The sequence below is a fragment of the Azospirillum sp. Marseille-Q6669 genome (genome assembly GCF_965111635.1).
On sequence record NZ_CBCOOP010000005.1, the window covers coordinates 500,001 to 519,857 of the forward strand.

Sequence of the window (19,857 nt, forward strand, 5' to 3'; positions counted from 1 at the left end):
GACCCCGTGCACCTTTACTACAGCTTTGCAGTGGTGCTAGGGATCTCATGTGTAGGATAGGTGGGAGGCTAGGAAGCCCGGGCGCCAGCTCGGGTGGAGCCATCCTTGAAATACCACCCTTGAGGTCTCTGGCATCTAACCGCGCTCCGTTGATCCGGAGCCGGGACCCTGCATGGCGGGTAGTTTGACTGGGGCGGTCGCCTCCCAAAGTGTAACGGAGGCGCGCGATGGTGGGCTCAGAGCGGTCGGAAATCGCTCGACGAGTGCAATGGCATAAGCCCGCCTGACTGCAAGACAGACAAGTCGAGCAGAGACGAAAGTCGGCCATAGTGATCCGGTGGTCCCACGTGGACGGGCCATCGCTCAACGGATAAAAGGTACGCCGGGGATAACAGGCTGATGACTCCCAAGAGTCCATATCGACGGAGTCGTTTGGCACCTCGATGTCGGCTCATCACATCCTGGGGCTGGAGCAGGTCCCAAGGGTTCGGCTGTTCGCCGATTAAAGTGGTACGTGAGCTGGGTTTAGAACGTCGTGAGACAGTTCGGTCCCTATCTGCCGTGGGTGTCGGAGTTTTGCGAGGATCTGTCCCTAGTACGAGAGGACCGGGATGGACATACCTCTGGTGCACCGGTTGTCACGCCAGTGGCATGGCCGGGTAGCTAAGTATGGACGGGATAACCGCTGAAAGCATCTAAGCGGGAAACCCACCTCAAAACCAGAACTCCCTTGAGAGCCGTGACAGACCATCACGTCGATAGGAGGCATGTGGACGGGCGGCAACGCCTGAAGCTGAGCCTTACTAATCGCTCGATCGGCTTGATCCTTCCCAGCAGGCGGCCCGCGCGCAGCGGCAAGCCCTGGACGCACGAGCCAACACCGCAAAGAACAAGAGCAGACGTCCTCAAACTTAACGAAACCCGCCCGTCCGGTCCGGATGGTTCGCGTGTGCCTTGGTGACCTGGTGGTCATGGCGAGGCTCCCAACACCCGATCCCATTCCGAACTCGGCCGTGAAACGCCTCAGCGCCGATGGTACTGCGTCTTAAGACGTGGGAGAGTAGGTCGCCGCCAGGTCACCACGGCACACGCCAAGCCATCAAGGACTTGGATGGATGGGTTTCAAACACACTTGACAATCGGCTTCATGAACGGCAAGGCCGGCGCTTTCCCAACGGAAAGCGCCGGCTTTTCGTCGTGTCCGGGGTGTCGCGGCCGGCCTCCTCCCTAACCCTCCCCCGCCACCGGCGGGCGAGGGGACGAAAGGGTTGGGAGGTGGACGGTGCAGAGCTTGTCGGGGCTTTCCTTGGCGATGGCCTTGTGGCCGGCGATGGCGGTGTTGATCGCGTCGGGGGTCAGGCGGTGCGGGCCGGGAGCGATCACCACGGCGACGCCGCTGGCCGACAGCAGCGGGAAGCGCCGCACCGCGCCGTAACGGTCCTTGCCCTCGAAGCAGCCGGCCTCCCGCGCCTCCGGATCGTAGAGGCTCTCCGCGTCGGAGCGGAACTGCGCGACGAGGTCCGCCACGCGGGCGAGCGCGTCCTCGTCCTCGGCACCGCTGAGGGCGACGAAGAAGTCATCGCCACCGATGTGGCCGGCGAAGCCGCCGTTGCCCGAGGCCCAGGCCTTCAGCCGCTCGCTGAACATCAGGATGGCGCGGTCGCCCTGGCGGAAACCGAAACGGTCGTTGAAGGGCTTGAAGTTGTCGAAGTCGAGATAGGCCAGAACGTGCCTGCGGTCCTGCTCCTGAAGGGCGCGTTCGATGTGGCGCACGATGGCGGCGTTGCCGGGCAGGCGGGTCAGCGGGTTCTGGTCCGCGGCCATGGCGAGGTTGCGCTCGTGCACCAGCCGGATCAGCGCGCCGCTGGACAGGAAGCCGGCATACTCGCCGCCTTCGATGATGATGATGCCGTCGCTGGCCTCCTCCGCCGAGAAGGCCTCGATCACCTGGTCGAGCGGCGTGGAGATGTCGCAGACCGGACTCTTCACCACCAAATCCAGCAGCGTGTCGCCCAGCCCCTTGTTGCGCAGAAGCTCGCTGCCGAAGCGCGAATAGACGAAGCGCTTCAGGTCGCGCTCGCGGATCAGCCCCAGCGGGCGCTGCTGGCGGTCGACGATGGGGGCGATGGACGGGCTGTTGTCGCCGCGGAAATATTCCAGAAGCTCGGTCTTCGGGGAATTGACGGCCAGCGGCGGCTGCCGCTCGATCACCTCGGACAGGCGCAGGCGGGCCTCGTTTGGCTTGCGCCGGTCCTGGCGGTCCAACTCCTCGACGATGCCGTAGCGCTCGGGTACGGCGCGCAAGTCCAGGCTCGGCCGGGCGATCAGATAGCCCTGGGCGAAGTCGCAGCCGAGATCGCGGCAGGTGTAGAATTCCTTCTCCGTCTCCACCCCCTCGGCGATGATGAGGATGCCGAGCGCGTGGGCGTAGCCGACCAGCGCGTGGGCGATGGCCCGCTTGCGCGTGTCCTGGTCGATGCCGTCGATGAAATAGCGGTCGATCTTGAGATAGTCGGGCTTGGATTCGTAGAGCAGCCGCAGCCCGGCGAAGCCGACGCCGAAATCGTCCAGCGCCACCCCGATGCCCGCCTGCCGGTAGCGGTCGATGGCCTGCTCGATGCTGTGGTCGGGACGCAGCTCCCGCCGCTCGGAAATTTCCAGGCTGATGGTCAGGCGCGGGTCGGGCGCGCCGCCATCCAGCGCGACGGGGGCCAGCCAGGGCGAGCCGGCCACTCCGACCACCCGCGCGTCGATGTTCAGGAACAGCTTGGCGTTCGGCCAGTGGTCCAGCGCGCGGAAGGCCGCCACCGCCTTGGCATGCAGGGCGCATTCGACCTCGGCCAGCAGGCCCTGCATGCAGGCGGCGTCCAGCAGGTCGTTGGGGCTGGCGAAGGGGCTGAGCTCCAGGCCGCGCAGCAGCGCCTCCATCCCGTGGCAGCGCCCGGTGCGCATCTGCACGATGGGCTGGAAGGCGACCGACAGCCCAGCCAGAAGACGGATCCATTCCGCCGGCAGCGCGGCCTTGCGGGGGCCCCCCGCCGGTGTGCCGGAGCGATCGTCCCATTCGTCTGCTGGCACCGAGGCCATGGCTTCGTCCACCGCCGGCTGTCCATGTTCGTCGCGGGCAAGCCCATCTTGTAGCGGATGATCTTTTCGATTTCGTGACAAAGGCAAGGCGTCTGCGCGAGGGCGATCCAAAATGCCCTTCGCACCATGACCCCGCTTTGCGCTATAGGGGTGCGCTTCAACGCAGACGATGATGGATCTGGGGGCGGCGGGGCATGAAGGTCGGCATCGACATGGGGGCGGCCATGACGGCTGGCGCGACGGGGGCGTCGGCGATGCTGGATCTCGAGGAGCTGCTGGCGACCCGCCTGCTGGTGCAGGGCAACTCCGGTTCCGGCAAGTCGCACCTGCTGCGCCGCCTGATCGAGCAGAGCGCACGTTGGGTGCAGCAGGCGGTGATCGACCCCGAAGGCGACTTCGTGACTCTGGCCGAGCGCTTCGGCCACATCGTGGTGAACGCCGACGAGCACAGCGAGGCCGCCTTGCAGAGCGTCGCCGCCCGCGTGCGCCAGCACCGCGTCTCCGTCGTGCTGAACCTGGAGGGGCTGGACGCGGACATGCAGATGCGCCACGCCGCGGCCTTCCTGGGCGGGCTGTTCGACGCCGACCGCGACCACTGGTACCCCATGCTGGTGGTGGTGGACGAGGCCCAGCTCTTCGCCCCGTCGGCCGCCGGCGAGGTGTCGGACGAGGCGCGCAAGGTCTCGCTGGGCGCCATGACCAACCTGATGTGCCGCGGGCGCAAGCGCGGGCTGGCCGGGGTGATCGCGACGCAGCGCCTCGCCAAGCTCGCCAAGAACGTGGCGGCGGAGGCGTCCAACTTCCTGATGGGCCGCACCTTCCTCGACATCGACATGGCCCGCGCCGCCGACCTGCTGGGCATGGAGCGCCGCACCGCGGAGATGTTCCGCGATCTGGAGCGCGGCCATTTCATCGCGCTCGGCCCGGCCATCTCCCGCCGCCCGCTGCCGCTGCGCATCGGCGCGGTGGAGACGCAGGGGCGCGCCGGCAGCCCGAAGCTGATGCCGCTGCCCGACACCCCGCTGGAGGACGCGCGGGAGCTGATCTTCAGGCCGGGCGATCCGGAACCGCCGCGCCTGCCGGTGCGCCGCCCCTCGACCAGCGCCAGCGCCGATCTGCTGGCCCAGCTCTCCCGCCCGCGCCCCCTGCCGGTGGAGCCGGAAACCGACGACGCAGCATCCGCGCCGCCCATGGAGGAGCCGGAAACGCCGGAGCAGGCGGCGGAGCGCAAAGCCGCCTACGAGGCGATCCTGCGCGAGGTGCTGGCCAATCCGGAGGCGCCCTACCGCTCCATCGCCGTGCTGTATCAGGACTTCCTGGTGCGCTGCCGGACGCAGGGGGTGCGGGGCGAGCTTCTGGAATTGCCGGCCTTCCGGCGCAAGCTGGCGGCGGCCCGCGCCGGGGCGGGGGACGGCACCGCGGAGAATCCCGCTTGGGAAAAGGCGACCCAGGTCGCGGCCACCCTGCCGGAGGACATTCAAGTCGTCTTTCTGCTGCTGGCCCGCGCGGCGCTGGACCATCTGCCCTGCCCGTCCGACGCCGACGTGGCCCGCGCCTGCGGCAGCCGGTCGCGCGGGCGGGCGCGGCGCCTGCTGACCTACATGGAGCAGCGCGGCTTCGTCGCCACGCGCAGCGGGCTGGGCAACACGCGCAGCATCGCCCTGCCGGCGCTGGGCTGGGAGACGGCGCTGGGCGATCCGAACGCCGACCCCAACGCCGACGGCGGGTCGGAGGGGCCGGAGGACGGCGGGTTGTTCGCCACCGCCTGAGCGGGCCTTCTATTCGTCGTCCGGCTCGATCCCGGCGGCCAGGGCGTGGGCCAGACGCCCGGCGGCGGCGACCGCGGCCATGGCCTGCTGTGCCTTGGCGGCGATGCGCGCGGTGCCTTCCGGCGTCGGCTGGTAAAGTGACGGGTCAGGCAGGCGCTCGACGAAATCCCAGGCGCCGGTGGCGGGGTCCCAGACCTCGAACACGTCAGGGTTGGGGCGGCGGGCGACCCAGGCGCGGGCGGCGTTGCCCTCGGCGCGGAAGCGCACCCCGAAGAAGCGGCTGGCCGCCATGGCCCCGATGGCCGCGGTCAGGTCGGCGTCGGCGTTCGGGAAACGCTGCGTCAGAGCGGCGCGCAGGGCTTCCGCCAGGGCGCGGCGGTCGTCATGATGGGGAAGGCCGTCGGGATCGGTTCTCATGGCCCGCGATGGTAGAGGGACGGCGCGCCTCCGCAAGCGGGCGCGATGTCGCAAGCGCAGCCCGGAGTCGTCATGGTCAGCCTGTCCGAAGCCTACGCCATCGCCATCGGCCACCACCGGGCCGGACGGATGGGCGAGGCCGCCGGGGTTTACCGGGCGATTCTCGACGCCGATCCGCGACAGGCCGACGCGCTGCATCTGCTGGGCGTGTTGTCCGGCCAGACCGGGCGGAGCGAGGAGGCGCTGTCGCTGATCGCCCAGGCCATCGCGCTGGACCCGGAGGCGGCGGACTATCACGACAATCTGGGCAGTCTGCGCCGCGGCGGCGGTGATGCGGCGCGGGCGGCCGCGCAGCACGCGCGCGCTCTGGCGTTGGAGCCGGCGCGGGCCAAGGCCACCTTCAACCGGGGGGTGGCGCTCGGCGATCTGGGCCGGGTCGGGGAGGCGCTGGGATGCTTCTGCACCGCCCTGCGGATCGATCCCGGCTATGGGGCGGCGGCGCTGGCGGCGGGACGGCTGCTGGCTGGCGGGCCGGAGCCGCTGGCGGCGGAGCGCTGGCTGGCCTATGCCCTGGCCCTGGCGCCGGATAGCGCCGACGGCTGGGCGGCTGTGGGGCGTGCACGGCTGGCGGCGGGGAGGCCGATGGGGCGGTGACGGGCTACGGCCGGGCGGCGCGGCTGCGTCCGGACGACGGGGCGGCGCTGAGCAACCTCGCCATGGCGACCTTGCAGGCAAGCGGCGCCCTGCCGGAGTTTCCCCGCGCCGACCGCCCGGAGGCGAGTTGGGGCGAGCCGCTGGGCCGCGTCCTCGACCTGTTCCTGGCGGCGCTGGACCGCGGGGCGGGGGAGGTGGCGGAGGCCGCGCTGTTCCGCACCGCCGTGCTGACCATCCACCGCGGCATGCTGGACGACGCCCGGCTGGAGCGGATCGCTGAGCGGGCGCGGGACCGACTGCGGCGCGCGCCGGGGGATGGCGCGGCGGCGGCCTGCATCGCACACGGTCTCTACCGGCGGGGGCGCTTGGCGACCGCCTCGCGGCTTGTCCAGCGCTATCTGCGCGGCTGGTCGGAGGAGGCCATCCGCGCCGACCCGCAGGCGGCGAAATGGCGGCAGGTCGATGCGCGGCCGGTCTTCCTCGACGCGCTCGCCGCGTACCGGCCGCGCATCGCCGGGGCGGGGGAGCGGTCGATGCCGGTTCCTCCTGCTGCGGGTGGTGACGCGATCCTGCTGGTCAGCGTCGATTCCGGCTATTGGCGGCGCTTCGGCGGCTGGTTCCTGTCCCACGCCCTGAAGGACCCGGCGGGCAACCGCGTGCATGTCCATGTCGTCAATCCCGACGCGGAGGACCACGCCGACCTGGACCGCCGCTGCGCCGCCCAGCCGGGGCGGCTGTCCTGGTCGCTGGAGCGCATCGACCTGCCCGTCCACGCGCCGGGGGCGGAGACCACCTATTACGCCTGCGCGCGCTTCTTCGTGGCCCTCGACCTGTTGGAGCGGACCGGGGCGCCGGTCTTCATCACCGACATCGACGCCCGTTGCACGGCGCCGCTTCCGCCAGACCTGCGCGACGGGGCTGGCTGGGACCTGACCGTCATGCGCGACCGCCGCGCCCGTGGGCCGTTCGACGACATCATCGTCAGCTTCCTCGGCATCGCGCCGACCGCGGCGGGGCGGGAGTTCCTCGGGCTCGTCGGCGCCTACATCGGCTGGTTCTTCGACCGGGGCGAGGCGGCCTGGACGCTCGACCAGGCGGCGCCCTACGCCATCCTCCACGACTGGATGCGGCGCGGGCGGACGCCACGGCTGCGCGAATATGAGTTCCTGCGCCTGCCCTGGTTCGATTTTCCAGTGAAGGGCGAGGGGTGACGAGCCGCTAGGCCGCCTGGACGCTGTTGTCCTTGCGCCGCGACAGCTGCAACTGGCCGTCCAGGCACTTCACGTAGGTGGTCTTGCCGGCCTTCAGATTGTCGCAGACGGTGACGAGAGCACGCGGGATCGCCGCGAACTCCTTCGAACCGCGCGATTGCGTGTTGTAGGCGGCGAGGTGCTGGCGCAGCCCCTCCTTCGACACCGGCTTTCCGTTGTTCCCGATCATGGTCGTCCCCGCGCGCGTGGTTGCTGGTCGCCGAAGCTACGCGGGGACGGTTCCGGACTCAACGGCCGCTGTCGTCGGTGGGCTTGTCCTCCGGTTTTCCCCCGTCGCCGGTCCAGTCGTCGGTGATGTAGCGCTGCGCGTCGCTGATCGTCTCCACCTCGTCGCGGCTCGGCGGCTTGGGCACGCGCGACTGGCCGTTCTCGCGGTCCTGGTCCATGGGTCCTCCATCGCTTTGACAGTGATGTGGACGGAAGGGTGGGATCGGCAAGCCCGTTTCGGACCGGGGTACGGCCTTCGCGTTTGGTCGCAGGGGGCCGCTATGACCGCCGCCCGCTTGACAGGCGAACCCGCGCCGCCGGATCATCCGGCCGTTAACCGCTAAGAATTCCAAAGAGAATTCGCCCCGTCCGGGGTCGTTCCGGGATCACGCAGGGAGTATGGGAACCATGAACACGCTCGCGCGCCGTCTGGCCGGTGCCGCCCTTCTGTCCGCCGGTCTTTCCTTCGGTCTCGCGGCCTCGCCGGTCCTGGCCGACACGCCGAAGGACACGCTGGTCATGGCCTGGCAGTTCGACGACATCGTGACGCTCGATCCCGGCGAGATATTCGAGTTGTCGGGGGCCGAGTACGGCGCCCAGGTCTACGACCGGCTGATCCGCTTCGACGTCAACGACGTCAGCAAGATCCACGGGCAGGTCGCGGAAAGCTGGACCGTCTCCGACGACGGCAAGACCTTCACCTTCACCATCCGCGACGGCATCAAGTTCCACTCCGGCAACCCGCTGACGGCGGAGGACGTGGCCTACTCGCTCCAGCGTGCCGTGAAGATGAACAAGGGGCCGGCCTTCATCCTGACCCAGTTCGGCCTGACGCCGGAAAACGTCGACCAGAAGGTCCGCGCGACCAACCCGCGCACCCTGGTGTTCGAGACGGACAAGACCTACGCCCCAACCTTCGTGCTCTACTGCCTGACCGCCGACGTCTCCGGCGTGGTCGATTCGAAGCTGGTCAAGAGCAAGGAGGTCAACGGCGACTTCGGCGCCGCCTTCCTGAAGGCCAACTCCGCCGGGTCCGGCCCCTTCGTCCTGCGCCAGTGGAAGGCCAGCGAGCTTCTGTCGCTGGAGGCCAACCCCAATTACTGGGGCGGTGCGCCGGCGGTGAAGCGCGTGCTGATCCGCCACATTGCGGAGCCGGCGACCCAGCGCCTGCTGCTGGAGAAGGGCGACGTCGACGTGGCCCGCAACCTGAAGCCGGAGCAGTTCGAGCCGCTGCGCGGCAACGACAAGATCCGCATCGTCCAGGCGCCCAAGGGCACGCTCTATTATTTCGGCCTGAACCAGAAGAACGAGGTCCTGGCCAAGCCCGACGTGCGCAAGGCCTTCAAGTACGCCGTGGATTACGACGGCATGGCGAAGACCATCATGAACGGGCTGGGCACCGTCCATCAGGCCTTCCTGCCCAAGGGCTTCCTCGGCGCGCTGGAGGAGAACCCGTACACGTACGATCCGGCCAAGGCGAAGGAGCTGCTCAAGCAGGCGGGCTATCCGGACGGCATCACGGTGACCATGGACGTCCGCAACACCTCGCCCAGCATGGACATGGCCCAGGCCATCCAGGGCAGCGCGGCGGCGGCGGGCATCAAGATCAACTTGCTGCCGGCGGATGGCAAGCAGGTGGTCACCAAGTACCGCGCCCGCAACCACGAGGCGCTGCTCTATCAGTGGGGCGCCGACTACCAGGACCCGAACACCAACGCCGACACCTTCGCCGCCAACCCGGACAATGCCGACGACGCGAAGGCCAAGCCGCTGTCCTGGCGCAACGCCTGGGACATCCCCGAGCTGACCAAGAAGACCGCCGCCGCGGTCGAGGAGCGCGACACCGCCAAGCGCGCCGCGATGTATCAGGAGTTGCAGCGCGAGGTGCTGGAGACCTCGCCCTTCGTCATCATGTTCCAGCAGACCGAGGTGATCGCGGAGCGCAGCAACGTCGAAGGGCTGGTCTGGGGACCGAGCTTCGACAGCAATTACTACTGGAAGGTCAGCAAGAAGTAAGGCGGGCTTTACCCTTCCCGCACTTCATCCCCTCTCCCCTCTGGGGAGAGGGTTTTGTTTTCGAACTCAGGTGAAACTTGGCCGCTATCTTGAAACGACCGGGGATGCCGGGGCGGCGTCATGCGATTCGCGGGGCGGGGTTGCTCGTCTCGGTGGCGTTGACCGTCCTCGGCCTCCTGCTCGTCACCTTCCTGATCGGGCGCGTGGTGCCCATCGACCCGGTGATCTCCGTGGTCGGCGACCGCGTGTCCGCCGACACCTATGCCCGCGTCCGGCAGGAGTTGGGGCTGGACCTGCCGCTGTGGCAGCAGTTCCTGCGCTACGTCGGCGACGTGCTGCAGGGCGATTTCGGCACCTCGGTGCTGACCTCCCGTCCGGTGCTGGAGGACATCCTGCGCGTCTTCCCGGCGACGCTGGAACTGGCGACCGCCGCACTGGTCGTCGGCGTTCTGCTGGGCATCCCGGCGGGGGTGATGGCCGCCGTCCATCGCGGGCGCTGGCCGGACCATCTGATCCGGGTGATCGGGCTGATCGGCCATTCCATCCCGATCTTCTGGCTGGGGCTGATGGCGCTGCTGGTCTTCTACGCGCGGCTCGATTGGGCGCCGGGGCCGGGGCGGGTGGACGTCTTCTACGAGGGGCTGGTCGATCCGGTGACCGGCATCATCACGGTGGACGCCCTGCTGGCCGGCGAGACCGACGTGTTCTGGAGCGCGCTGCACCATCTGGTGCTGCCGGCGGGCATCCTCGGCCTCTACAGCGTGGCCTACATCGCGCGCATGACGCGCAGCTTCATGCTGGACCAGCTTCGCCAGGAATACATCACGACGGCCCGCGTCAAGGGCATGTCGGAGGCGCGGGTGATCTGGCGCCACGCGCTGGGCAACATCGCGGTGCCGCTGACCACGGTGGTGGCGCTGTCCTACGCCTCGCTGCTGGAAGGGTCGGTGCTGACGGAAACGGTGTTCGCCTGGCCGGGGCTCGGGCTCTACATCACCAACTCGCTGCTGTCGGCGGACATGAACGCAGTGCTGGGCGGCACGCTGGTGGTGGGGGCGGTGTTCATCGGCCTCAACCTGCTGTCCGACCTGCTGTACCGTTTGTTGGACCCCCGTGCGCGATGAGGGTGGCACGATGACGCACGTTACCGAAAACGGGCTGCGGGCGTGGTTGACGGCGGAGACGCCGCAGTCCCGCGGGCAGGCGCGGCTGGGCCGGGTCTATCTGGGCTGGCTGGCCTTCGCGCGCAACCGGCTGGCCATGATCGGGCTTGGCATCGTGCTGCTGCTGGTGCTGATGGCGGCGCTGGCCCCGCTGCTCGCGCCCTACGACCCCTACATGCAGGACCTGTCGCAGCGTCTGCTGCCGCCCAGCGCGGCGCACTGGCTGGGCACCGACGCCTTCGGCCGGGACATCCTGACGCGCATCCTCTATGGCTCCCGCCTGACGCTGATGATCGTGGCGCTGGTCGCGGTGACGGCGCCGGTGGCCGGGCTGCTGATCGGGACGGTGGCGGGCTATCTCGGCGGCTGGGTGGACGCGGTGCTGATGCGCGTCACCGACATCTTCCTGGCCTTCCCGAAGCTGATCCTGGCGCTGGCCTTCGTCTCGGCGCTGGGACCGGGCATCGAGAACGCCATCATCGCCATCGCGATCACCAGCTGGCCGCCCTACGCCCGCATCGCGCGGGCCGAGACGATCACCATCCGCAAGAGCGACTTCATCAGCGCCGCACGGCTCCAGGGCGCCTCGACGCCGCGGATCATCCTCGGTCATGTGGTGCCGCTCTGCTCCTCCTCGCTGATCGTGCGGGTGACGCTGGACATGGCGGGGATCATCCTGACGGCGGCGGGGCTGGGCTTCCTCGGCCTCGGCGCGCAGCCGCCCGCCCCGGAATGGGGCGCGATGATCGCCACCGGGCGGCAGTATGTGCTGGAGCAGTGGTGGGTCGCCACCATGCCCGGCATCGCCATCTTCGTGGTCAGCCTGGGCTTCAACCTGCTGGGCGACGGCCTGCGCGACGTTCTGGACCCGAAAGGCCAATGAGCGACAAACCCTTGCTGGAGGTCGAGAACCTCCGCATCTCCTTCCCCACCCGGACGGGCCTGACGCAGGCGGTGCGCGGCGTCTCCTTCACCGTGGGCCGGGAAAAGCTGGGCATCGTCGGCGAGTCCGGCTCCGGAAAGTCGATGACCGGGCGGGCCATCCTGCGGCTGGTCCCGCCGCCTGGAATCGTCACCGCTGACAAATTGTCCTTCCAGGGCGAGGACCTGCTGACCCTGCCGGAGAAGCGGCTGCGCGGCATCCGCGGGCGCCGCATCTCCATGGTCATGCAGGACCCGAAATTCTCGCTGAACCCGGTGATGACCATCGGTGCCCAGATCGCCGAGGCCTACCGCGTCCATTCCAGCGCCGACAAAGCGGAGGCGAAGCGGCGCGCGCTGGAGATGCTAGAGGCCGTGCGCATCCGCAACCCGGAGCGCGTCTACGGCCTCTACCCGCACGAGGTGTCGGGCGGCATGGGCCAGCGCATCATGATCGCCATGATGCTGATCCCCAACCCCGACCTGCTGATCGCCGACGAGCCGACCTCGGCGCTCGACGTCACGGTGCAGATGCAGGTGCTGGCGATCATGGACGAGCTGTGCTCCAGCCGCGGCATGGGGATGATCTTCGTCAGCCACGACCTCAACCTCGTGGCGTCCTTCTGCGACCGCATCCTGATCATGTACGCCGGCCGGGTGGTCGAGACCTGCCGCGCGTCGGAGCTGCACGCGGCGAAGCATCCCTACACCCGCGGCCTGCTCGACAGCCTGCCGCGTCTGGACGACACGCGGGCGGAGCTGCCGGTGCTGGCGCGCGACCCGTCCTGGCTGGAGGGCGGGCGATGATCGACGTCAAGGATCTGCGCGTCACCTTCGGCCATGGCGCCGATGCGGTGGCCGCCGTGCAAGGGGTGTCCTTCACCGTGCAGGAGGGCGAGAGCTTCGGGCTGGTCGGCGAATCGGGGTCGGGCAAATCGACAGTGCTGCGCGCCGTCGTCGGGCTGAACCACGACTGGACCGGGTCCATCGCCGTGGCCGGCGCGGCGCAAGGCCGTCGTCGTGAGAAGGGCTTCTTCAAGTCCTGCCAGATGGTCTTCCAGGACCCCTACGGCTCGCTGCACCCCCGCCACACCATCGACCGCATCCTGGCCGAGCCCATCGCCATCCACGGGCTGCGCGACGCCGATGGGCGGATCGACCGGGTGCTGCGCGACGTCGGGCTGGGGCCGCAATTCCGCTTCCGCTACCCGCACCAGCTCTCCGGCGGGCAGCGCCAGCGCGTCGCCATCGCCCGCGCCCTGGTGCTGGAGCCGCGCGTGCTGCTGCTGGACGAGCCGACCTCGGCGCTCGACGTGTCGGTGCAGGCGGAAATCCTCAACCTGCTGAAGCGGCTGCGGGCGGAGCACGCGCTGACCTACGTGCTGGTCAGCCACAATCTGGCGGTGGTCGCCACCATGTGCGACCGGCTGGCGGTGATGAACCGCGGCCGCATCGTCGAGGAGATGGACGTGGACTCGCTGCGCCGGGGGGCCGCGCGGGAGGACTACACGCGCCAGCTCCTGCGCGCCAGCCAGGGCTACGACCGCGCGGCGGCGGACAGCTTCAAGGACTTCGCGTAGCGGGGCGGGCGGCCAGGGCGTCGGCCTGGGCCTGGAGCTTGGCCAACAGGCCGTCGAGCTGCCCCATCTCCTCCTCCGTCAGGGCGCCGGTCAGCTCCCGCTCGTAGGCCAGCGCGAGGGGGACGATCTCCGTGTAGATCGCCAACGCCTTGGGCGTCAGGGTCAGCTGCGCCTTGCGGCGGTCGGTGGCGCCCGATTCGCGCAGGATCAGCGCCGAATCGAGCATCCGGCTGATCGCCCGGCTGACCTGCACCTTGTCCATGGCGGTGCGCTGGGCGATCTCCCCCGCGCTCAGCGTCTCGCCGCCGCCCAGCACGGCGATGACCCGCCATTCCGGGATGGTGATGCCGAATCGCTTCTCGTACAGCTTCGCCACCGTGTGGCTGACCGTGTTGGACAGCACCGACAGGCGGTAGGGCAGGAAGCGGGTCAGATGCAGCACCGGCGCGGCGGGATCGGCGCCGGAACGCTTGCGGCGGGGGGAGGCCATGGGGTGTCGCGCCTTATCGGAATGCGGGAACCGGGTGCCGGTTTCTCCATCCTGCCCCGGAAATTGGCGGACGCAACCGTTTCAGATAAAAATTTCCAAACCGCGGAGATTTCCCGACCGGCTCAGCGGTTGACGATCAGCGCCACGCCCAGCACTGCGACGATGGCGCCCGCCCAGGCTCCGGCCCCCGGACGCTGGCGGGTCCAGACCCACAGCATCGGCAGGATCAGCACCGGGCTGGTGGCCGACAGGGTGGCGACCACGCCGGCGTTGCCGTGGGCCAGCCCGATCAGCAACAGCGTCATCCCCAGCCCGAGGCCGATGAAGCCGTTCACCACCACCTGGGCGAAGATGCGCGGCGTCAGGCCGGGGCCGAAGCCGAAGCGCTGGCCGGGCAGCAGCCCGCCGGCGAACAGCAGCAGCCCCGACATGCCGACGCGCACCGCCGCCGCTGCGATGGGGTCGGCGCCCGCCGCCATCACCGGCCGGGCGATGACCGAACCGGCGGCTTGGCAGACCGCGGCGATCAGGCAGGCGCCGACGCCGACCAGCAGGCGGCCCCGCACCGACTCCCAGTCATGGGGAACGGTGCCGGTGCCGTTCGGGACCGGGCTGGCGCGGAAGAAGATCGCCAGCATCACCCCGGCGGTGACCAGCGCGATGCCGACCGCCGTCCACGGTCCCAGCGCCTCTCCCAGCACGGCCCAGGCGAGCAGCGCGGTGATCGGCGCGTTGGTGGCGTAGATGACCGAGTTGCGGCGCGGGCCGATGCGCCCCAGCGCCCAGAACAGCGCGGTGTCGCCCATCACGATGCCGACCGCGCCGGACAGCGCCAGGATCGCCGCACCCTGCAGGTCGAGAGTCTGCCAGCCGCCGAGCAGCGTCGCGGCCAGCGCCGTGCCGACGAAGACGATGCTCATGCGCAGGCGGTTGAAGGCGACCGAGCCGATGGCCCGCACCGGGCCGATGGCGATCAGCCCGCTGGCCGCCCAGCAGAGCGCAGCCCCCAGGGCGGCGAGGTTGGCGGTCAGCATGATGGGAGCTTCGGAAGGGCAGGGCGGGGCGCAAAATGGGGCATTGTGCCCGCGCCCTATCCGGAACCCCGCCGGGGCGGTAGTGCGACGGTGGCATGGCGGGGGTGTGGGGAGGTCGTCGCGTCGGGCCCCCCACTAACCTTCCCTCACACCTCGATCAGCGCGTAGGGCCTCCCCGACTCCTTCTCGATGGTCTGGGCGACGTTGTAGACCGGCGTGCCGCGCAGGGTCCGGCCGGCGTAGCTTCCGTGGTGGGCGTGGCCGTGGACGACCGCCTGGACGTGGAAGCGGTCGATGGTTTCCGCCAGACGGGAGGAGCCGAGGAAGGGATAGATCTCGGTCGGCTCGCCGCGCACCGTCTCGGCGATCGGGGCGTAGTGCAGGACGACCATCGTCCGCTCGGTCTCCAACTGGCGCAGCGCGCTTTCCAGCCGCATCGCCTCGTTCACCGCCTCGTGCACGAACTGCTTGATCGCCGGTTCGCCGAAGGCGTCGAGCATGCGGTTCTCGAACCCGCCGCCGAAGCCCTTCACCCCGGCGAAGCCGACGCCGCGGATCTCCACCGGGTTGCTGTCGAGGAAGCGGACGCCCGCCTGCTCCAGGATGCGCTGAAGCTCCTCGACATGGCCGCATTCGTGGTCGTGGTTGCCCAGCACGGCGACCACCGGGATGCCGATGGCGCGCAGGTCCTCGGCCAGCACCTCGGCCTCGCGCGGCTTGCCGTGGTTGGTCAGGTCGCCGGCCAGCGCCAGAACGTCCGCCCGGTCGGCGATCTCCTGGAACAGCTCGCGGTAGGGATGGGAGGAGGTTTCCCCCACATGGATGTCGCCGATGGCGGCGACCTTCAGGGTTGCATCAGCCATGCTTCGTTTCCTCGCCGACGACGTCGGCGAACCCCCAGTCCGTGACGTCGATCCGATAATCCTCGCGCGAGAACAGCCGCCCCCGGCAGATGCGGGTCTGCGGCACCGGCAGCTTCGCGCGCTCGTTCAGCCGGTCCAGAAGCTCCTGCAACAGCCAGGCGGGGATGTGGTCGCGCTCCGTCGGGTAGATGAAGCGGAAGTTCAGGACGTGCATCAGCAGCACCTCCCAATACTGCTCCATGTGGCCGAGCAGCCGTTTCCAGTCAATGTGGGCGTGCTGCTTCAGGATCATGTGGGCGACGTCGGGACCGTCGTACTTGTGCCGCATCTGCACGAAGGCCTTGGAGAAGACCATTTCCGTCGGCGGGATGAGCTGCACGTCGGCGCCGCAGACCAGCGCGCGGTGATCCTCCTCGAACCAGCGGTCATTGACCGGGTTGATGGCGGCGGCGGAGTTGAAGATCACGTCGAAGAACAGGTCGCCGTGCAGGACCTTGCCGATCCAGCGCTCATCCTCGATCTCCGTCCCGAAGCCGCGGTCCTGGAAATGCGCGAGGATGCGCGGGAAGTCGCCGCCCCGGCAGAAGATGTCGATGTCCTTGGTCGGCCGGGTGATCCCGGTGTAGGCGCTGAGCGCGTAGGTGCCGCCCAGCAGGAAGGGTATGCCGGACTCCTTCAGGACCTTGAGACTCTCCGTGTAGAAGGCTTCGGCCTCGGCCGAGACATCGGCACGGCCTTCGCGCCCCCGGCCTTCACAGTTGCCGTCCATCGCACCCCCTCTCCCCCGCCGTTGTCCGTTGCGCCTTCAACAGGAGGAGCGGGCGAAACGGCACCACCGAATGGTGTCCATGGCGGGAAAAAGCAGGTGGAACCGCCGCACCGCTACACCGGTTGAGGGTGGTATTGCTGATGGGGAGGCAACCGATGGCACGACATCCGATCCCACAGGGCCTTTTGCTCGCCGCCGGCCTCGTGCTGTGCGGCGGCGGTCCCGCTCTGGCGCAGGGAAGCTGCGCCGCGCTGGTCGACCGCTTCGCCGCCGAGAACAACCTGTCGGCCAGCCCGCCGCCGGTCGCGACGCCGCCGGGCAGCTCCGGCTCCACCGCGGGGGATGGGGCCTTGCCGAATGGCAGTTCCGGCACGACGCCGGACCAGCTCGCCCGCTCGGGCGGGGTGGTGGCGCCGCCGGCCTCGGGCGATCAGGCGGTGATCGAGCCGCCGCGCACCGGCGCCCCCATGCCGACCGCTCCGGCGGTGCGGCCCGACGCCGCGCCGAACAGCGGCTCCTCGATGGAGAGCGGGTCGATGGGGCAGGCGGCGCGCAACGCCCAGATCGAATCGCTGGTGACCGCCGCGCGCTCCGCCGCTAAGGACGGCAACGAGCAGCTTTGCATGGACTCCCTGGACAAGGCGCGCGGCCTGACCCGCACCGCGCCGGGTGCTACGGGTGGCACGATGGGCGGGGGCGGCTGATGGCGACAATGCGGATGATGGCCGAACTGATGGCCGCCGACCTGAGCGTTGCGGGTCCCCTTCCTCCTTCCCCGCCAACCCCCGACATGCCGGTGCCGCCGCCCGGCATGCCGGACATGCCCGGCGACCCGTCGCGGCCACCGATCAAGGAGCCGCCGGACGCCATTCCGGTCCCGCCGGAGGAGCCGCCGCCCAACCCCGAGCGGCTGGCCTGAAACCGCTCACCGGGGAGAAAAATGGCACCAGGGCTGCGGGCGCGCAAAACGGCGCGCCTGCGGTCTTGTGATTCGCGCGGGGAAAGGCGATGTGTTCTGTCGGGCACCGGAGGCCGGTGCCGAGTCGCCTTTTGGAGTTCAGTGGGTCTCATGCACCGTCAACCCCCGCGCCAGCACGTCTACCGCCAGCCCGTCGTCCTCGGCACCCAGGTTCAGGCCACCGTCAAGTGGTACGATCCGACCCGCGGCTTCGGCTTCGTCAAGTTCGAGGACGGGTCGCCCGACGCCCTGATCCCCGCCGCCATCGTCGGCACCGCCGGTCACGAGTCCCTGCCGGACGGCGCCACCGTCGTGGTGGACATCGTCGAGGGGCGCAAGGGCAACCAGGTCTCCGCCCTGCATTCGGTCGACACCTCCACCGCCGTCCCGGCCCGTCCCGCCCGTGCCCAGGGGCCGCGCCCGTCCTATGGCGAGCGGGGTGGCTTCGGCGACCGCAACGAGCGTGGGGGTGACCGCGGGTTCGGTAACCGTGGTTTCAACGACCGGGGCGGTGATCGCGGGTTCAGTGGCCGGGGCGACAGCCGTGGCTTCAACGATCGCGGTGGCGATCGCGGTGGCGACCGCGGCTTCAACGATCGGGGCGGTGACCGGAGCGGCTTCGGCGGCCCGCGCCGTCCGGCGGCGGGCGGCCCGACCACCCAGACCGAGGGCACTGTGAAGTGGTTCAACGCCACCAAGGGCTTCGGCTTCATCGCCCAGGACGGCGGCGGCCAGGACGTGTTCGTTCACGTCAAGGCGGTGGAGCGTTCCGGTCTGCAGGGGCTGAACGACGGTCAGCGCGTCCGCATCTCCATCCGCCAGGGCGACAAGGGGCCGGAAGCCGTCTCGGTCGAAGAGGCGTAAAGAGTCGGCCCACCGAAGGTAAGGTGTCGTTCGGCCCAGTTGAACGGCGGCGCAAAGCCGCGCATCGTGGCGGGGCGGGGTGGCGGTGCGACGGCGCGCCGCCCCGGCCCGACACGACCAAGAGAGGACGTCCAGTGGTTCCCGTCACCTGTCCGACCACGCCCTTCGACGGCCAGAAGCCCGGCACCTCCGGGCTGCGCAAGGCCGTGAAGGTCTTTGAGCAGCCGCGCTATCTGGAAAACTTCGTCCAATCCATCTTCGACTGCGTGGACGGCCTGTCCGGCGCCACGCTGGTGATCGGCGGCGACGGGCGGTACCACAACCGCACCGCCGTTCAGACCATCCTGCGCATGGCCGCGGCCAACGGCGTCGCGCGTGCGGTCGTCGGGCGCGGCGGCATCCTGTCCACCCCGGCGGCTTCCTGCGTCATCCGCAAGCGCGGCGCCATCGGTGGCGTGATCCTGTCGGCCAGCCACAACCCCGGCGGCCCGGACGGCGATTTCGGCATCAAGTTCAACGCCGCCAACGGCGGCCCGGCGCCGGAGTCGATGACCGACGCCTTCTTCGCCCGCTCCAAGGGCATCACCGAATACAAGACGCTGGAGTCGCCGGACCTCGACCTCGACCGTCTCGGCGAGACGGCGCTCGGCGGCATGGCGGTGGAGGTCATCGACCCGGTGGCCGACTACGCGGAGCTGATGGAATCGCTGTTCGACATGGCGGCGATCCGCAAGCTGTTCTCGTCGGGCTTCCGCATGGTGTTCGACGCCATGCACGCGGTCACCGGCCCCTACGCCACGGAGATCCTGGAGCGCCGGCTGGGCGCCCCCGCCGGCACCGTCATCAACGGCACGCCGCTGGAGAATTTCGGCGGGCACCACCCCGACCCGAACCTCGCCCACGCGGAGGAGCTGGTGGAGCGGCTGTTCGGGCCGGACGCGCCGGACTTCGGCGCCGCCTCGGACGGCGACGGCGACCGCAACATGATCCTGGGCCGCAACGTCTTCGTGTCGCCCAGCGACAGCCTCGCCGTGCTGGCCGCCAACGCCACCCACGTCCCGGCCTTCAAAGGCGGTCTGGCGGGCGTCGCCCGCTCCATGCCGACCAGCCGGGCGGTGGACCGCGTGGCGGCGAAGCTGGGGATTTCCTGCTACGAGACGCCGACGGGCTGGAAGTTCTTCGGCACGCTGCTCGACGCCGGACGCATCAACCTGTGCGGCGAGGAGAGCTTCGGCACCGGCGCCGACCATGTGCGCGAGAAGGATGGGCTTTGGGCCGTCCTGATGTGGCTCAACGTGCTGGCCGCCCGCGGCCTGTCGGTGGCCGAGCTGATGGCCGAGCATTGGGGCACCTACGGGCGCACCTATTATGGCCGCCACGATTACGAGGCCATCCCGCAGGAGGCCGCCGACGCCCTGATCGCCGAATTGCGCGGGACACTGCCCTCGCTGGCCGGCACGGCTCTCGGCGGGCGCACGGTCGCGGCGGCGGACGAGTTCGCCTACACCGACCCGGTGGACGGCAGCCGGTCGGAGCGGCAGGGTCTGCGCGTCGGGTTCGAGGACGGCTCGCGCATCGTCTACCGCCTGTCCGGCACCGGCACGTCGGGCGCCACGTTGCGCGTCTATTTCGAGCGGTACGAGCCGGTCGGCGGCGAGCATGGGCTGGACGCCCCGGTGGCGCTGAAGCCGCTGGCCGATCTGGCGGCGGAACTGGCCGGCATCGAGCGCCACACCGGACGCACCAAGCCGGACGTCGCCACCTAAAGATTTGTTCTGAAAGAAGGCCCTTCCT

20 protein-coding genes and 2 rRNA genes (1 of these 22 cut by a window edge) are annotated in these 19,857 nt (G+C 69.6%); 14 read left to right on the top strand and 8 right to left on the bottom strand.

Going from position 1 to position 19,857, the window contains the following annotated elements:
* Together ACWPXE_RS27635 and rrf are read left to right on the top strand one after the other, a co-directional pair.
* Nucleotides 1-828, top strand: a 23S ribosomal RNA gene (locus ACWPXE_RS27635); it begins 1,919 nt to the left of the window's first position.
* 133 nt (nt 829-961) lie between these two features.
* A 5S ribosomal RNA gene (rrf, locus tag ACWPXE_RS27640) occupies nt 962-1,077 on the top strand.
* Nucleotides 1,078-1,227: 150 nt separating this feature from the next.
* Here the strand turns inward: rrf and ACWPXE_RS27645 are convergent.
* A complete protein-coding gene (locus tag ACWPXE_RS27645) occupies nt 1,228-3,099 on the bottom strand; it encodes a bifunctional diguanylate cyclase/phosphodiesterase (RefSeq protein WP_454020389.1) in 1,872 nt (623 codons plus the stop codon).
* 182 nt (nt 3,100-3,281) lie between these two features.
* On the opposite strand from ACWPXE_RS27645, the gene ACWPXE_RS27650 reads away from it, so the two are divergent.
* Nucleotides 3,282-4,856, top strand: coding sequence for a helicase HerA domain-containing protein (locus ACWPXE_RS27650; RefSeq protein ID WP_454020390.1), 1,575 nt, complete (start codon nt 3,282-3,284; stop codon nt 4,854-4,856).
* Between the two features lie 9 nt (nt 4,857-4,865).
* Here the strand turns inward: ACWPXE_RS27650 and ACWPXE_RS27655 are convergent, their stop codons facing one another.
* On the bottom strand, nt 4,866-5,273 hold the full coding sequence (locus ACWPXE_RS27655) for a hypothetical protein (protein WP_454020391.1): 408 nt from the start codon (nt 5,271-5,273) through the stop codon (nt 4,866-4,868).
* 45 nt (nt 5,274-5,318) lie between these two features.
* On the opposite strand from ACWPXE_RS27655, the gene ACWPXE_RS27660 reads away from it, so the two are divergent.
* Both ACWPXE_RS27660 and ACWPXE_RS27665 read left to right on the top strand, forming a co-directional pair.
* Nucleotides 5,319-5,927: a tetratricopeptide repeat protein gene (locus ACWPXE_RS27660; RefSeq protein ID WP_454020392.1), complete on the top strand. Its 609-nt coding sequence runs from the start codon at nt 5,319-5,321 to the stop codon at nt 5,925-5,927.
* Complete coding sequence (locus ACWPXE_RS27665) at nt 5,924-7,138, top strand: hypothetical protein (protein WP_454020393.1); 1,215 nt, start codon at nt 5,924-5,926, stop codon at nt 7,136-7,138. Before ACWPXE_RS27660 ends, ACWPXE_RS27665 begins: the two co-directional genes overlap by 4 nt.
* A 7-nt stretch (nt 7,139-7,145) precedes the next feature.
* On the opposite strand, the gene ACWPXE_RS27670 is transcribed toward ACWPXE_RS27665, so the two are convergent.
* Nucleotides 7,146-7,367, bottom strand: a complete 222-nt coding sequence (locus tag ACWPXE_RS27670; RefSeq protein WP_454020394.1) for a hypothetical protein — start codon at nt 7,365-7,367, stop codon at nt 7,146-7,148.
* 58 nt (nt 7,368-7,425) lie between these two features.
* Nucleotides 7,426-7,584: a hypothetical protein gene (locus tag ACWPXE_RS27675; RefSeq protein ID WP_454020395.1), complete on the bottom strand. Its 159-nt coding sequence runs from the start codon at nt 7,582-7,584 to the stop codon at nt 7,426-7,428.
* 229 nt (nt 7,585-7,813) lie between these two features.
* On the opposite strand from ACWPXE_RS27675, the gene ACWPXE_RS27680 reads away from it, so the two are divergent.
* The 5 genes from ACWPXE_RS27680 (at nt 7,814) to ACWPXE_RS27700 (ending at nt 13,085) form a co-directional block, all read left to right on the top strand.
* Nucleotides 7,814-9,421, top strand: a complete 1,608-nt coding sequence (locus ACWPXE_RS27680) for an ABC transporter substrate-binding protein (RefSeq protein WP_454020396.1) — start codon at nt 7,814-7,816, stop codon at nt 9,419-9,421.
* A gap of 104 nt (nt 9,422-9,525) precedes the next feature.
* Nucleotides 9,526-10,545 carry an ABC transporter permease gene (locus ACWPXE_RS27685; protein WP_145625582.1) on the top strand — a complete coding sequence of 340 codons (1,020 nt, stop codon included), beginning with the start codon at nt 9,526-9,528 and terminating at the stop codon, nt 10,543-10,545.
* A 10-nt stretch (nt 10,546-10,555) separates the two neighbouring features.
* Nucleotides 10,556-11,467: a nickel transporter permease gene (gene nikC, locus ACWPXE_RS27690; RefSeq protein WP_454020397.1), complete on the top strand. Its 912-nt coding sequence runs from the start codon at nt 10,556-10,558 to the stop codon at nt 11,465-11,467.
* On the top strand, nt 11,464-12,312 hold the full coding sequence (locus ACWPXE_RS27695) for an ABC transporter ATP-binding protein (protein ID WP_454020398.1): 849 nt from the start codon (nt 11,464-11,466) through the stop codon (nt 12,310-12,312). Before nikC ends, ACWPXE_RS27695 begins: the two co-directional genes overlap by 4 nt.
* Nucleotides 12,309-13,085: an ABC transporter ATP-binding protein gene (locus tag ACWPXE_RS27700; protein WP_454020399.1), complete on the top strand. Its 777-nt coding sequence runs from the start codon at nt 12,309-12,311 to the stop codon at nt 13,083-13,085. Before ACWPXE_RS27695 ends, ACWPXE_RS27700 begins: the two co-directional genes overlap by 4 nt.
* Here the strand turns inward: ACWPXE_RS27700 and ACWPXE_RS27705 are convergent.
* From ACWPXE_RS27705 to ACWPXE_RS27720, 4 genes are all read right to left on the bottom strand, one after another.
* A complete protein-coding gene (locus ACWPXE_RS27705; RefSeq protein ID WP_237904426.1) occupies nt 13,069-13,575 on the bottom strand; it encodes a MarR family winged helix-turn-helix transcriptional regulator in 507 nt (168 codons plus the stop codon). The two genes, ACWPXE_RS27700 and ACWPXE_RS27705, sit on opposite strands and share 17 nt — an antisense overlap.
* Before the next feature lie 122 nt (nt 13,576-13,697).
* Nucleotides 13,698-14,609, bottom strand: a complete 912-nt coding sequence (locus ACWPXE_RS27710; protein WP_149164056.1) for a DMT family transporter — start codon at nt 14,607-14,609, stop codon at nt 13,698-13,700.
* 146 nt (nt 14,610-14,755) lie between these two features.
* Nucleotides 14,756-15,472 (bottom strand): metallophosphoesterase family protein, encoded by a 717-nt coding sequence (locus ACWPXE_RS27715; RefSeq protein ID WP_454020400.1) that lies wholly within the window; start codon nt 15,470-15,472, stop codon nt 14,756-14,758.
* Nucleotides 15,465-16,241 (bottom strand): hypothetical protein, encoded by a 777-nt coding sequence (locus tag ACWPXE_RS27720; protein WP_454020401.1) that lies wholly within the window; start codon nt 16,239-16,241, stop codon nt 15,465-15,467. Before ACWPXE_RS27720 ends, ACWPXE_RS27715 begins: the two co-directional genes overlap by 8 nt.
* Before the next feature lie 155 nt (nt 16,242-16,396).
* On the opposite strand from ACWPXE_RS27720, the gene ACWPXE_RS27725 reads away from it, so the two are divergent.
* The 4 genes from ACWPXE_RS27725 (at nt 16,397) to ACWPXE_RS27740 (ending at nt 19,829) form a co-directional block, all read left to right on the top strand.
* Entirely contained in the window at nt 16,397-16,945 is a 549-nt protein-coding gene (locus ACWPXE_RS27725; RefSeq protein ID WP_454020402.1) for a hypothetical protein, read from the top strand.
* Nucleotides 16,945-17,160, top strand: coding sequence for a hypothetical protein (locus ACWPXE_RS27730; protein ID WP_137103625.1), 216 nt, complete (start codon nt 16,945-16,947; stop codon nt 17,158-17,160). The genes ACWPXE_RS27725 and ACWPXE_RS27730 overlap by 1 nt, the downstream gene beginning before the upstream one ends.
* A gap of 150 nt (nt 17,161-17,310) precedes the next feature.
* Entirely contained in the window at nt 17,311-18,063 is a 753-nt protein-coding gene (locus tag ACWPXE_RS27735; protein WP_454020403.1) for a cold-shock protein, read from the top strand.
* 134 nt (nt 18,064-18,197) lie between these two features.
* The gene (locus ACWPXE_RS27740) at nt 18,198-19,829 is read left to right on the top strand and encodes an alpha-D-glucose phosphate-specific phosphoglucomutase (RefSeq protein ID WP_454020404.1); all 1,632 of its coding nucleotides are present in this window, start codon (nt 18,198-18,200) and stop codon (nt 19,827-19,829) included.
* The last annotated feature ends 28 nt before the right edge of the window (nt 19,830-19,857 follow it).